The sequence below is a fragment of the Bradyrhizobium sp. CCBAU 53340 genome (assembly GCF_015291645.1).
GTDB lineage: Bacteria > Pseudomonadota > Alphaproteobacteria > Rhizobiales > Xanthobacteraceae > Bradyrhizobium.
The window spans coordinates 5,840,289-5,853,793 of sequence record NZ_CP030055.1 but is presented as its reverse complement, the minus strand read 5'-3'; the positions used below and the strand labels follow the sequence as shown (position 1 = coordinate 5,853,793).

The 13,505-nt window shown below is 64.9% G+C and carries 12 protein-coding genes and 1 pseudogene; 8 read left to right on the top strand and 5 right to left on the bottom strand.

The window, feature by feature from the left end; all coding sequences use genetic code 11:
- Positions 1-65: 65 nt before the first annotated feature.
- From XH89_RS27620 to XH89_RS27585, 8 genes are all read left to right on the top strand, one after another.
- On the top strand, positions 66-1,262 hold the full coding sequence (locus tag XH89_RS27620) for a CaiB/BaiF CoA-transferase family protein (RefSeq protein ID WP_194463517.1): 1,197 nt from the start codon (positions 66-68) through the stop codon (positions 1,260-1,262).
- 131 nt (positions 1,263-1,393) lie between these two features.
- Positions 1,394-2,938, top strand: a complete 1,545-nt coding sequence (locus XH89_RS27615) for an ABC transporter substrate-binding protein (protein WP_194463516.1) — start codon at positions 1,394-1,396, stop codon at positions 2,936-2,938.
- A 7-nt stretch (positions 2,939-2,945) separates the two neighbouring features.
- A complete protein-coding gene (locus tag XH89_RS27610) occupies positions 2,946-3,896 on the top strand; it encodes an ABC transporter permease (RefSeq protein WP_194463515.1) in 951 nt (316 codons plus the stop codon).
- Complete coding sequence (locus tag XH89_RS27605) at positions 3,883-4,752, top strand: ABC transporter permease (protein ID WP_194463514.1); 870 nt, start codon at positions 3,883-3,885, stop codon at positions 4,750-4,752. Before XH89_RS27610 ends, XH89_RS27605 begins: the two co-directional genes overlap by 14 nt.
- Positions 4,749-5,741 carry an ABC transporter ATP-binding protein gene (locus XH89_RS27600; RefSeq protein WP_194463513.1) on the top strand — a complete coding sequence of 331 codons (993 nt, stop codon included), beginning with the start codon at positions 4,749-4,751 and terminating at the stop codon, positions 5,739-5,741. Before XH89_RS27605 ends, XH89_RS27600 begins: the two co-directional genes overlap by 4 nt.
- The gene (locus XH89_RS27595; RefSeq protein ID WP_194463512.1) at positions 5,738-6,709 is read left to right on the top strand and encodes an ABC transporter ATP-binding protein; all 972 of its coding nucleotides are present in this window, start codon (positions 5,738-5,740) and stop codon (positions 6,707-6,709) included. The genes XH89_RS27600 and XH89_RS27595 overlap by 4 nt, the downstream gene beginning before the upstream one ends.
- A gap of 79 nt (positions 6,710-6,788) precedes the next feature.
- On the top strand, positions 6,789-7,856 hold the full coding sequence (locus XH89_RS27590; RefSeq protein WP_194463511.1) for an alcohol dehydrogenase: 1,068 nt from the start codon (positions 6,789-6,791) through the stop codon (positions 7,854-7,856).
- Between the two features lie 120 nt (positions 7,857-7,976).
- Positions 7,977-9,056, top strand: a complete 1,080-nt coding sequence (locus XH89_RS27585; RefSeq protein WP_194463510.1) for an isocitrate/isopropylmalate dehydrogenase family protein — start codon at positions 7,977-7,979, stop codon at positions 9,054-9,056.
- A gap of 44 nt (positions 9,057-9,100) precedes the next feature.
- On the opposite strand, the gene XH89_RS27580 is transcribed toward XH89_RS27585, so the two are convergent.
- From XH89_RS27580 to XH89_RS27560, 5 genes and pseudogenes are all read right to left on the bottom strand, one after another.
- Positions 9,101-9,376, bottom strand: a complete 276-nt coding sequence (locus tag XH89_RS27580; RefSeq protein WP_194463509.1) for a hypothetical protein — start codon at positions 9,374-9,376, stop codon at positions 9,101-9,103.
- A 130-nt stretch (positions 9,377-9,506) separates the two neighbouring features.
- Positions 9,507-10,439 (bottom strand): annotated as a pseudogene (fusA, locus tag XH89_RS27575) (elongation factor G); the annotation flags it as partial.
- 21 nt (positions 10,440-10,460) lie between these two features.
- The gene (locus XH89_RS27570) at positions 10,461-11,276 is read right to left on the bottom strand and encodes an enoyl-CoA hydratase (protein WP_194463507.1); all 816 of its coding nucleotides are present in this window, start codon (positions 11,274-11,276) and stop codon (positions 10,461-10,463) included.
- Between the two features lie 108 nt (positions 11,277-11,384).
- Positions 11,385-12,746: a murein L,D-transpeptidase gene (locus tag XH89_RS27565; protein WP_246767634.1), complete on the bottom strand. Its 1,362-nt coding sequence runs from the start codon at positions 12,744-12,746 to the stop codon at positions 11,385-11,387.
- Between the two features lie 363 nt (positions 12,747-13,109).
- The gene (locus XH89_RS27560; RefSeq protein WP_020608151.1) at positions 13,110-13,481 is read right to left on the bottom strand and encodes a helix-turn-helix domain-containing protein; all 372 of its coding nucleotides are present in this window, start codon (positions 13,479-13,481) and stop codon (positions 13,110-13,112) included.
- Positions 13,482-13,505: the final 24 nt, after the last annotated feature.

Below are 13,505 nucleotides of genomic sequence, written 5' to 3'. Positions count from 1 at the left end.
GCACCAACAAGACGAAAGAACGATGGTTCCTATTCGACCGGGGACTCGGCAGGGGCGCAGCACGCATGCAGCTAGCAGATAAGCATGAGGGGACGACGACAAAGGCCTTCGCGGGCCTGAGGGTCCTGGATTTTTCGACCACCATCGCCGGCCCCCATTGCGCACGGATGCTAGCCGATATGGGGGCAGAGGTCATCAAGATCGAGACCGACGGCGGCGAGACGATGCGGACGCGGCCGCCGCTGCGCAAGGGCTGCAGCACCGTGTTCGGCCAGCTCAATGTCGGCAAGAAGAGCGTGGTGCTCGACCTCAAGTCCGAGGACGGGCGGGAGGCGGTCCGGCGGTTGGCCGCCACCGCCGACATCCTGGTCGAGAACTTCCGCCCCGGCGTGATGCGCCGGCTGCGGCTCGACTACGACAGCCTGCGCCCGGTCAACGAGAGGCTGGTCTACTGCTCGATCTCCGGCTACGGCCAGACCGGACCCTCGGCCGAGCTGCCGGCCTACGCGCCGGTGATCCACGCGGCTTCCGGCTACGACATGGCGCATCTCGCCTACCAGCCGGGCCGCAACAGGCCGGACTATTGCGGCATCTACCATGCCGACGTCGTCACCGGCACCTACGGTTTTGGCGCGATCGCCTCGGCGCTGTATCAGCGCACGGTGACCGGGCTTGGTCAGCACATCGACGTCTCCATGCTGGAATCGATGCTGACCTTGACGGTGATCGAATTGCAGAGCTCGCAATTCGCCGTGAAGCCGCCGCCGCGCCCGATGTTCGGCCCGACCGAGACCGCGAGCGGCTATGTCATGATCACCGTCGCGAGCGAGAAGACGTTCCAGGCCTTGATGGGCGTGATCGGCCGCCGCGAATGGATTGCCGATCCGCGCTTCTCTTCTTACGCGGCACGGCGCGAGAACTGGGCCGACATGATGGACGGCGTCGAGGCCTGGTCGCGGCAGCTCTCGACTGAATCATGCCTCGTCGCCCTGGGCGCGGCCGGCGTGCCCGCCTCGGCCTATCGCACCATCAGGGAAGCCCTTGCTGATCCGCAGCTCGCGCATCGGCAGGCGCTCTCGTCGGTGGAGGACGGGGGCGGCTCGTTTAGGGTGATCAACCTGCCGTTCCGGATGACGGGTGCCGATACGACACCGGGCAAGACCATGGCTGTGCTCGGAGAGCATACGCGCGAACTGCGCGAGGAGATCGGCCTCGGCAATGACGCGCCAATTCCGTCAGGCAAAATAGAAGCGGCGAACTGAGTGCATTGCGCCGCCGCATGCGGCAATTGATCCCTCGTGCGTTCCTCTTGCCGTGACGGGCATTTGTCGCCAATCTCGCTCCCGAGTCATTCAACGATCCGAAACATCGGACGAGGATCCCGGGAGGAACCATGACCAACATTGCTGCGGCGGCGCGCAGGCACGCGCCGATTTTCCTTGTTGCGGCATTTGCGCTCCTTCCACTGGCCACGCCAGTGCAGGCGCAGAAATCCGGCGGCAGCATCACCGTCGGCCAGGAGCTGGACATTCCCGGCTTCGATCCGCTCAAGGTCGGCGTCTACGACACCTCGACCTTCACGGCGGCTGCCGCGATCTTCGACACGCTCACCACGCTGGATGACAAGGGCGAGGCCGCACCAAAGCTCGCGGTGTCCTGGACCCATTCCGACGATTACATGACCTGGACCTTCAAGCTGCGCGAGGGCGTGAAATTCCATGACGGCACCCCGTTCAATGCGCAGGCCTTCAAGGAGAATTTCGACCGGCAGAAGGATCCCGCCAACAAATGCCGCTGCGCCTTCTACATCACCAACGTCAAGGAGGTGCTGGCGCCGGACGAATACACCGTCGTCTACAAGCTGACCGATCCTAGCGTGAACCTGCCGGCGGTGATCACCATCCAGAGCCAGAACAACGCGATACACTCGCCGACGGCCTGGAAGACTAAGGGGGACGATTACAACCGCAATCCCGTCGGCACCGGCCCCTACATCCTGAAATCATGGACCGCCGGCGACCGCATGGTGCTGGAGAAGAACCCCAACTACTGGGACAAGGGCCGTCCCTATCTCGACCGCATCATCCTGAAGCCGCTGCCCGATGCGCAGTCGCGCTTTGCCTCGCTGCAGTCGGGCGAGGCTGACATCATCTGGGACGACGAGAACGACGCCGACAACATCATGAAGGCGCAAAAGGACCCCAAGCTGGCCGTGCACACCTACAAGGGCTCGGGCGCGCAGGTCTATGCCTTCAACACCAAGGTGGCGCCGTTCGACGACGTCCGCGTGCGTCAGGCGCTGGTGATGGCGATCGACCGTCCAAAAATGTCGCAGGCGATCAGCAACGGTCTGAGCCGGCCCGCGAGCAACCCTTACGGCGACGGCTCCTGGGTCAAGTGCAAGGACGACGGCGCGCTGCCTTACGACGTCGAGAAGGCCAAGGCGCTGCTCAAAGACTACGGCAAGCCCGTGGAGTTCAAGATGCTGGTGACCGCGACGCCCCGCGGTCGCATGATCGGCCAGGTGCTGCAGCAGTTCTGGAAGCGCGTCGGCGCCGACATGGAGATCGAGCAGGTCGATCAGGCGACCATTCCCTCGCGTGCCTTCACGCGTCAATTCCAGCTGACGCCGTGGCGCATCGTCGATCTCGCCGACCCCGATCCGCAGATGTACGCGAATTTCCACACCGGCAGCCCGCTGGCACTCGCCGGCTTCTCGAATCCCGAGCTTGACCGGCTTCTGGATCACGCCCGTGTCACCGCCGATCTCGGCCAGCGCACCGAGGATTATTGCGCCATCAGCCGCCTGATCAACAAGGAGGCGATCTGGTTCTGGACCTTCCAGAACACCTATTACGCGCTGTCGAGCACCAAGCTGAAGGGTTTTCCGAAAATCTATAACAGTGTGATCGACGTCTCGAACACCTGGCTGGAATGACCTGGTGATGCTGAACTTCCTCGTGCGGCGGTTGCTGGCCATCCTGCCGGTTCTGCTTGCCGTTTCGCTGCTCACGTTCCTGATCGCCTCGCTGCTGCCGGGCGATCTTGCCATGGTCATCCTCGGCGATCAGGCGACGCCGGAGAACGTCGCAGCGCTGCGCCACGACATGGGGCTCGACCAGCCGCTGTGGTGGCGTTACCTGAGCTGGCTCGGCCACGTGCTGCAGGGCGATCTCGGCCGCTCGTTCCGCACCGGGCAGACGGTGCTGCAAGCGGTCGGCGAACGCATCCCGGTCTCGCTCGAACTGATGCTGATGGCCGAGTTCATCGGGCTCCTGATCGGCGTGCCGCTCGCGATCGCCTGTGCCGCGCGCGCCGGCGGGGCATTCGACCGCTTCATGACCGGCAGCGCCTTTGCGATGCTGTCGATGCCGTCCTTCCTGATGGCGATCCTCCTGATCTATCTGTTCGCGGTCGAGCTGCACTGGCTGCCGGCGACGGGCTATGTGCCGTTCACCGAGGAGCCGCTCGCCAATTTGCGCTTCTTCGTGCTGCCGGCGTTGACACTGGCATTGGCGGAATGGCCGGGCATCATGCGCGTGCTGCGCTCGGACATGATCGCGACCTTGCAGGAGGACTACATTGCGCTGGCCAAGGCCAAAGGCCTGAAGCCTTCGCGCATCCTGTTCGTGCATGCGCTGAAGCCCTCGTCACTGACGCTGGTGACGGTGACAGGCATCAATATCGGCCGCCTGCTCGGCGGCACGCTGATCGTCGAGTCCATCTTTGCGCTGCCCGGTATCGGCCGGCTGCTGGTCGGCGCGATCTACACCCGCGACCTCGTCATCCTCCAGGGCGTGGTGCTGCTGGTTGCCTGCGGCTTCGTCATCGTGAACGTCATCGTCGACATGCTCTACGCCGTGCTCGATCCGAGGATCCGCCATGGCCACGCTTGAGCTCTCGTTGCGGGACGAAGTGTCGGCGCCGGTCAGGCGCAAGCGCAAGCTTGGGCTGCTGTTCTGGATCGCGATCACGTGGCTCGCCGTGATCCTGGCGGTCGCGATCCTTGCACCGCTGCTGCCACTGCAAAACCCTGTGGACATGGACATGCTGGAGCGCCGCGCTGCGTTCTCGAGCGAGCACTGGCTCGGCACCGACGGCCTCGGCCGTGACGAGCTTGCGCGCTTGATTTTTGGCGCGCGCGTGTCGCTGACCGTCGGGCTGATCGCGCCGATGATCGGCCTGACGCTCGGCGGCGCCCTGGGCCTGCTCGCCGGCTATTTCCGTGGCAGGTTCGAGACGCTGGTGGTCGGCAGCATGGACGTGCTGCTTGCCTTTCCGCCGCTGATCTTCGCGCTCGCGGTAACCGCCTATCTCGGCCAATCCATTCCCAATCTCACCGTGATTCTCGGCGTGCTCGGCATTCCCGCCTTCATGCGGGTGGCGCGCGCGGCAACGCTGTCCTTGGCGCGGCGTGAATTCGTGATCGCAGCCGAGGCGCTCGGGGCCAGCCATGCGCGCATCCTGCTGCGCGAGCTCTTGCCGAACGTGATCCTGCCGCTGCTGGCGTTCTTCCTGCTTGGTGTCGCCGTCACCATCGTGGTCGAGGGCGCGCTGTCCTTCCTCGGGCTCGGCGTGCCGCCGCCGATGGCGAGCTGGGGCAGCATGATCGGCGAGGGGCGCGACAGCCTCGACGTCGCGCCGCGCCTCGCCTTCCTGCCGGCGGCCGGACTGTTCCTGACTGTGCTGGCGTTCAATCTCGTCGGCGACACCATGCGGGCGCTGACCGATCCGCGTCAGGGGGCGCTGTGAGTACGCCATTGCTGACCATCGAGGACATCGCGGTCGAGCTGCCGACGCCGCGCGGGATCTTGCGGGCGGTCGACCATGTCGATCTCTCGCTTGAGGCGGGCCGCACGCTCGGCATCGTCGGTGAATCCGGCTGCGGCAAGACCATGCTGTCGCGCGCCGTGCTGCAGCTGCTGCCGAAGAAGGCAAAACTCTCCGGGCGCGTGATGTTCGACGGCCAGGATCTGGTCCGGCTCGCGCCCGAAAGCCTGCGGCGCCTGCGCGCGCGAGATCTCGCGGTCGTGTTCCAGGATCCCATGACGTCGCTCAATCCAGTGTTCACGATCGGCACCCAGTTGATGGAGACGATCCAGGAGCATCTCGAACTCGAGGCGGCTGCCGCGCGGAAACGCAGCATCGAGCTGCTGGCGGCGGTCGGCATTCCAGCACCCGAGCAGCGGCTCGCACAATATCCGCATCAATGTTCCGGCGGCATGCGCCAGCGCATCGCCATTGCGATCGCGCTGTCCTGCGAGCCGAAGCTCCTGATCGCGGATGAGCCGACCACCGCGCTCGACGTCACCATCCAGGCCCAGATCCTCGATCTGCTGGCGCGCGAGCAGCGCCGCCGCCACATGGCAATGGTCATCATCACCCACGATCTCGGCGTGGTCGCCGGCCGCGCCGACGAAGTCGCGGTGATGTATGCGGGCAGGGTGGTCGAGCGCGCGCCGACGCCAGCCTTGTTCAAGCGCATGCATATGCCCTACACCGAGGCGCTGCTGGCGGCGATCCCGAAGCTGGACACCGCGCCGCACACGCCGCTGCCCGCCATCTCCGGCCGTCCGCCCGATCCGACACGGCCGCTGAAGGGCTGCTCCTTCGCGCCGCGCTGTCGCTATGCTACGGGGCGTTGCCATGAGGCCAAGCCGGACCTGAAGAGCGCGGAGATATCAGGGCATCTCTATGCCTGCTTCCATCCGATCCAGATGGCGGAAGGGGTTGGCGCATGATGCAGCCTGCCATGCGCGGGGAGCCGCTGCTGAACGTCGACAATCTCGTCGTCGAATATGGTCTCGGCAACAGGACCGTCCATGCCGTCTCTGGCGTCAGCCTTGATGTCGCGCGCGGCGAGACGCTGGGGCTGGTCGGTGAATCGGGCTGCGGCAAGTCGACGCTGGGGCGCGCGGTGCTGCAATTGCGCCGCGCCAAATCCGGCCGCGTGCTGTTCGACGGTGAGGACCTGACCGCGATGGAGGGTGAAGCGCTGCGCAAGATGCGCCGCCGCGTGCAGCTCATTTTCCAGGACCCGATCGCCTCGCTCAATCCGCGCCGGCGCATCGGCGATATCGTGGCCGAGCCGCTCATCATCGCCGGCGTCAAGGATGCCGCCGAACGCAAGCGCAGGGTTCACGAGGTGCTGTCGGCGGTCGGGCTCGATCCCGATCTCGTCGCGGGCCGCCTGCCGCACGAATTCTCCGGCGGCCAATGCCAGCGCATCTGCATCGCGCGGGCGCTGGTGCTCAATCCGGAATTCGTCGTCTGCGATGAGCCGGTCTCGGCGCTCGACGTTTCCATCCGAGCGCAGATCCTCAACCTGCTGGAGGCGATGAAGGCGCGCTTCGGGCTGACGCTGCTGTTCATCGCGCATGACCTTGCGGTGGTGAAAGCCGTCAGTGATCGCGTCGCAGTGATGTATCTAGGCCGGCTCTGCGAGGTCGGTCCGTCCGAGCAATTGTTCGCTCGACCCGCGCATCCCTACACTTCGCTCCTGCTACAGGCGATTCCGGTGCCCGATCCCGACGTGCGTCCCGCCGAGAGTGTCGCAGCCGGCGAGCCGCCATCGCCGATTGCGCCGCCGTCCGGCTGCCGCTTCCGCACCCGCTGCCCGCGCGCCGATCAGCGATGCAGCGCGGAGATACCGGAGTTGCGCGAGGTCGCAATCGGGCAGTTCGCGGCTTGCCATCATCCGCTGACCTAACTTAAGACCTCTCCCGGGTTTGTCTCGCCCCGCCGCCCATGGCATGGTGGCGCGACAACAAGCATGCCGGGAGGACGCCATGAAGAGTTTCAAGGTCGCCGATTTCAAGGCGCCGCTGCAGGAGTTCGACGAGGCGACGCCGCAGCCGTCGGGCACGCAGGTGCTGATCAAGGTCAAGGCGGCCGGTGTCTGCCACAGCGACCTGCACATCTGGGAAGGCGGCTACGATCTCGGCCATGGCCGCAAGCCGCTGTCGTTGAAGGACCGCGGCATCAATCTGCCGCTGACCATGGGGCACGAGACTGTCGGCGAGATCCTCGCGTTCGGACCGGATGTGAAGCCGGCCGACCAGGGTGATCTGAAGCTCGGCGATGTAGGCCTGGTCTATCCCTGGATCGGTTGCGGCAAATGCGCGACGTGCCTCGCGGGTGACGAGAACATGTGCCTGACGCCGCGCTCGCTCGGCGTCTATTGCGACGGCGGCTATTCCGATCATATGCTGGTGCCGCATCCGCGCTATCTGCTCAATCTGAAGGGGCTCGATCCCGCAACGACCGCGCCTTACGCCTGCTCGGGCGTCACAACCTACAGCGCGCTGAAGAAGGTCGAGCAGCACTTTGACACACCGATCGTGATGTTCGGCGCCGGTGGCCTCGGCCTGATGGCGCTGTCGCTGCTCAAGGCGATGGGCGGCAAGGGCGCGATCATGGTCGACATCGACGCCAGGAAGCGCGAGGCCGCCGAGAAGGCTGGCGCGCTCGCGACGGTCGATCCCAAGGCACCGGATGCACTTGAGCAGTTGGCGAAGAAAGCAGGTGGTCCGATCCGCGCCGTGATCGATCTCGTCGGCAATGCCGCGACGACGCAACTCGGCTTCGACTGCCTCACCAAGGGCGGCAAGCTCGTCATCGTCGGCCTGTTCGGCGGCGGCGCGACCTGGGCCTTGCCGCTGATCCCGATCAAGGCCGTGACGATCCAGGGCAGCTATGTCGGCAATCTGCGCGAGACGCAGGAACTGCTCGATCTCGTACGTGCGAAGAAGGTGCCGCCGATCCCGGTGACAAAGGCACCGCTCAATAAGGCCAACGACGCGCTGCTGCAGTTGCAGCAGGGCGCGGTGGTTGGCCGCACGGTGCTGACGCCGTAGTCACAACTGTTGGTTCGTCGTCACGGCCGGGCTTGACCCGGCCATCCACGTCTTGCCACGGAGTTGGTATCGAGACGTGGATGCCCGGGTCAAGCCTGGGCATGACGAGAGTAGGAACATATGTCCGCAAACAACGCCTTCCACATTGCCGTGCTCGCCGGTGACGGCATCGGTCCCGAGGTCATGGCGCCAGCGCTCGAAGTGTTGCGCAAGGTCGGCGACAAATCCGGCCAGAGCTTCCGCTTCACCGAGGCACCGGCCGGCGCCAACAATTATCTTGCCACCGGCAAGTCGATGCCTGACTCGACCATCAAGCTCTGCGAGGAGGCGGACGCTATCCTGCTCGGGGCCTGCGGCCTGCCGTCGGTGCGCTATCCTGACAATACCGAGATCGCGCCGCAGATCGAGCTGCGTTTCATCTTCGATCTCTATGCCGGCGTGCGGCCTGCGCGGCTGATCCCGGGCGTGCCGAGCCCGATCGTCGGCGCCGACAAGCGCGGCATCGACCTCGTCGTGATCCGCGAATCCACCGAAGGTCTGTTCGCCTCGATGGGCAAGGGCGTGGTGACGCATGACGATGCCCGCGAGACCATGGTGATCACGCGCAAGACGTCCGAACGGCTGTTCGATTTCTCGTTTCGCCTCGCCGAGCGGCGCAAGGCGCGCGGCAAGCCGGGATCGCTTGCCTGCGTTGACAAGGCGAACGTGTTCAAGGCTTTTGCGTTCTTCCGCGGCATTTTCGATGAGATCGCGACGAAGCACCCTGGCGTGAAGACCGATCGGCTCTATGTCGATGCCTGCTCGGCGATGCTAGTCAAGCGTCCCTGGGATTTCGACGTGATGGTGATGGAGAACATGTTCGGCGACATCGTCTCCGACATCACCGCGAGCCTGATCGGCGGCCTCGGCATGGCGCCGTCGGCCGACATCGGCGACAAATACGCGGTGTTTCAGCCGTGCCACGGCACCGCGCCTGACATCATGGGGCAGGGCAAGGCCAACCCGACCGGCATGATCTTGTCGGCGGCGATGATGCTGGACTGGCTCGCCGACAAGCATGGCATCGAGAGCGCCACTGAAGCTGGCGAAAGAATCGAGCGCGCGGTGGACCAGGTCTATGCTGGCGGCCTCAAGCCGATGGAGTTCGGCGGCAGCAACGGTACGGCCGACATCACGAGGGCAGTGCTCGGGGCGCTGTAGTCGAATTGCACCCATGAAAAGGGGCCTTGCGGCCCCTTCATTATTTACCAGCGGTGCCAATAGCGGTGGCGCCAGCCCCAGGGACGTCCATAGAACGGGCGCGGGCCATAATAGCCGTAGGCGCCGTAATAGTTCGGACGCCACCAGCAGCGGCCCCAGGCGTTGCAGACCATCCGCACCTGGTCGACATTCGCGGCCGGACCGCTTGCGACCTGATCGGCCTGCGGAATCCCATTCGGCATCGCGGCGAGCGCTTGTCCCGACGCCAGCGCCGCGCTGCCCAGGGCAGCCAAAGCAAGAACAGCAAGTTTGAGTTTCATCGCGATCTCCCTCGTTGGTGGCGGGAGAACTTGCGGCAGATCAATTGGTTGCTATCGCAGCGCAGGGCTGCGAGGAATTTAATCTTCCTGAACAGGTGTTCACAGGAACGGCGCCGTCGTAGGGCGTCGTTCAGGCACGCATCCCGATCGCGGGCCTAAATGGCGGATCGTTCTCGGGCGGAGGTGCCGGAGCATAATGATCGAATTGCATGGTGAAGCTTGCGTGCCCCTGGCTCATCGCGCGCAGGTCATTGGCGTAACTGAACATGTTCATGAGTGGCACACGGACGTTGACGACGGCGGCACCGCCGCGCCTGTCCTGTCTGAGGATCTGCCCGCGCCGCATATTCAAGTCTCCGATGACGACGTCGATACAGTCCTCGGGGGTGACCACCTCCACGGTCATGATCGGCTCGAGCAGCAACGGTCCCGCCTTCTGGAGCGCCTCGCGGAACGCCGCGCGTGCGGCGATCTCGAAGGCGAATGCTGACGAGTCGATGTCATGATACTTGCCGTCGATCAGTTCGACCGTGATGTCGACCACCGGAAAGCCGGCCACCACGCCCGAAGGAAGCACGCTCTCGATTCCCTTCTCGACCCCGGGGATATATTCCTTCGGCACCGCGCCGCCGGCGATCCTGGCCTCGAACCGGTAGCCCTGGCCGGGTGCGTTTGGCGCGACACGCAGCTTGACGGCTGCGAACTGACCGGTGCCACCCGACTGTTTCTTGTAGGCATATTCGACTTCGGCCGGCTGGGTGATGCGCTCACGGAACGCCACCTGTGGCGCCCCAACGCTGAGATCGAGGTCGTAGCTGTGCCTGAGCAGATCGAGCTTGGCCTCGAGATGGAGTTCGCTCACGCCTTTGAGGATGGTCTGTCCGGATTCGCGATCCGTCGAGGTTTCGAACGCAGGATCCTCGGCCACGAGCTTTGCCAGCGCAGCGACAAGCTTCTCGGCATCGGCCTTCGATTTCGGCTCGATTGCGATCTCGACCAGTCTCGGCTGCAAGGGCATGTCGCTCCTCATGCCATACGGATTGATTCTGGTATCGCCGGACTTCAACGCACCACACGCCGGTGGCTACTTCCCCTGGAATTGCGGTTTGCGCTTCTCCATGAAGGCCTGCCGGCCCTCGCGGAAATCCGCCGAGTCCATGCAGGCGGTGCCGATTGCCTTGATCGCGTCCATGTCGCGGGCACTTTCGTCCTTGAGCACTTCTGCGATGGTGATCTTGGCGGCCTTGATTGCGAGTGGCGCGTTCTCGGAGATGGTCTGCGCGATCGCCATCGTCTCCCCCCAGAGCTCGCCCTCCGGAAACAGGCGCTCGACGAGACCGATGCGGAGCGCTTCCGCGGCGTCGATGCGCATGCCCGTGTACATCAACAGCCGCGCCCAGGACGGGCCGACCAGCGATACCAGATGCTTCAGGCCGTCATAGCCATAGGCAATGCCGAGCTTTGCCGCGGGAATGCCGAACTGGCTGCCATGCGCGGCGAGCCTGATATCGGCGAGCATCGCGACCTGCATGCCGCCGCCGAGGCAGAAGCCCTCGATGCAGGCAATCGTCGGCTTCGGGTAAGCGGCGAGCAGCGCGCGCTGGGCAGCGCTGCGCTTGCCGTACTCTTCGGACGCCGCAGCATTGTGCCGGACTTTCTCGAACTGGCTGATGTCGGCGCCCGAGACGAACGCCTTGCCGCCGGCGCCGCGCAGGATCACGACGCGCACCGCATCGTCATCGCGCAAGGCCGTCAGCGCCTCGCCAAATCCCTCCCACATCTCCAGCGACATCGCGTTGCGCTTGTCGGGATTGTTGAAGGTGATCACGCCGACGCCGGCGGTGACCTGCTTGAGGATCTTGCCGTCGGCGTAGGGAGTATCTTGGGACAGATCAGGCATCGCGCGCTCGCTCGTCGTTTGGCGAGACGCAATGTGCGACTTCGGCGAGGGACGGGTCAACCGCGGCGGGGATGCGGCCCTGCATCCGCCCGTGCCGCGATTGCATGCCTACTGCGCCATATGCGCGGTCAACGGATGGTTGCCGGCATTGCTGAAGAACGCGGCCTCTTCGGCCGTCGCCTCCAGCAACTGCTCGTCCTGGTTATAGACGTCGTTGCGGAACTGGATGGTCTGGTCCTTGGTCATCCAGGCCGTGAGATAGACCCACGCCACCGGCACTTTCTTGGCCATGGGTACTTCGAGGTGCTGCCCGGTGGCGATTTCCGCGTCGATTGCGGCGCGCGTCCACTTCGGCTGGTCCTTGAGCAGCCAGGCGGCGAGATCGCGCACATTGTCGACGCGGGAGCAGCCGTGGGAATCGAAACGGTAGTCGTCGCTGAACAGGCTGCGCTGGTTGGTGTCGTGCATATAGACCGAATAGGAGTTCGGCATGTCGATCTTGACCGCGCCGAGCGCGTTGAAGCTGCCGTTCTGCTGGCGCACGGTGAAGTTCGGCGTGTGCGTGCCCGACCAGTCGACTGAATGCGGATCGATCGGATTGTCGTGGGCGTCGAGCACCTCCATGTGCATGCGCGACAGATAGGTCGGGTCCTTGCGCATATGTGCTGATATCTCGGTCTTGGCGATCGAGGAGGGCACCGTCCAGGTCGGGTTGAGCACGACACCGGTGATCTGGGCCGTCAGCGTCGGCGACGGCTTCTCGGTCTTGCCGACGATGACGCGATAGCGCCGCACCACGACGTCGTTCTCGACCGCCTCGGCGAAGGCGGCGGGGATGTTGACCACGACATAGCGCTGGCCGAAGCTGAAATTGGTGTTCTCGAGCCGTTCGAGCGAGGCTTCGAGCTGGCGGATGCGCTTCTGCACGGGGACGTTCATCGCCGCGAGCGTGCGCGGCGTCATCATGCCGGTCGGCGCAAGACCGTGGCGGGCCTGAAAGCGCTTCACGCCATCGGCGAGATCCTGGTCGAAAACGCCGCTCGCCTTGTCGGCGGCGAGGTCGCCGGAGAGGATCAGCCGCTTGCGCAGGAGGTCGTCATTGGCGCCCTGGACGCCGAGTGCGAACTTGGCCTCCGCGGGAATCGTCGGCCAGCCGCCGCGCACCGCGAGATCGGAATAGCTCAGTGCCGCGTCCTTGATCCGCTGGGCAGTGCCCTCGTCATAGGTCGGCTCATGCGTCAGCGCGAGCGCTGCGGCCGAACGGCTTTCGGCCGTCGACGCCGGTGCTGTTGCGGCTTTGGCGGCCGCGTGCGCCGGGTTGGCGGTCGCAGGCGCCGTGCTGGACGGAATAGCGGGCTTGGGATTGGCCTGACCTGTGGTTTCGGTCTGCGCGTGCGCGGCGCCGCTAGCAAGCAGGCTGACGGCAACGATCACGGCATGGCGTCTCAACATCTGTCTGGTCTTCCCCATCAGGCAATTCCCGGCCGCTGTGCTGCAGGCGCCGATTCGCGAAATCGGCCGGAAGCTAAGGCATCGGGGTTGCGGTCCCATTAAGCACGGCGCGTCGAGACCCCGCGCGTCCAATGCGGGAGCTCTCGATTAGGTCGCAACAAGGTGGGGGCCGGTTCGGACCAAACGTGGCGATACGCCAAGAAAAAGGGCGGCCAAGAAAAAGGGGCGGCAAAGCCGCCCCGAAAAGCCAAGACTGCAAACCAAGACCGCGCGCGGATGCGCGCAGGCCAGATCGAAGCCGCCGGCTCTCGTCCAACCCGGCCGCGCCCCCGTGACGCGGCGGATTGAACGTCGGCCGGACAGGCCGGACCGCAGGTCGGCTCAGCTCTCGTTCGCCGCGATCGATTCCATCAGCGAGACGAGCTGACGCTGCACCGTCTGATCCTTGATCTTGCTGTAGGCGCGCAGCAGGCGGAGGCTGAAAGCCGAGTCCAGGAACAGGAGGCTTTCGACTTCGCGGGCCTTGTTGTCGCCGTCATAGAAGAAGGTCACGGGCACGTCGAGGGCGGAGGCGATCTGCTGCAGCCGAGCCGCGCCGACGCGATTGACGCCCTTCTCGTATTTCTGGACCTGCTGGAAGCTCACGCCGAGCTTTTCGCCGAGCTCGGCCTGCGAGATCTTCATCTCGACGCGCCGCAAGCGGATTCGCTTGCCAAGCTCGATGTCCGGCTTGCCGGCACTGCGCTGCTTCATTCTCTTCGCCGCTGCTTTCATTTT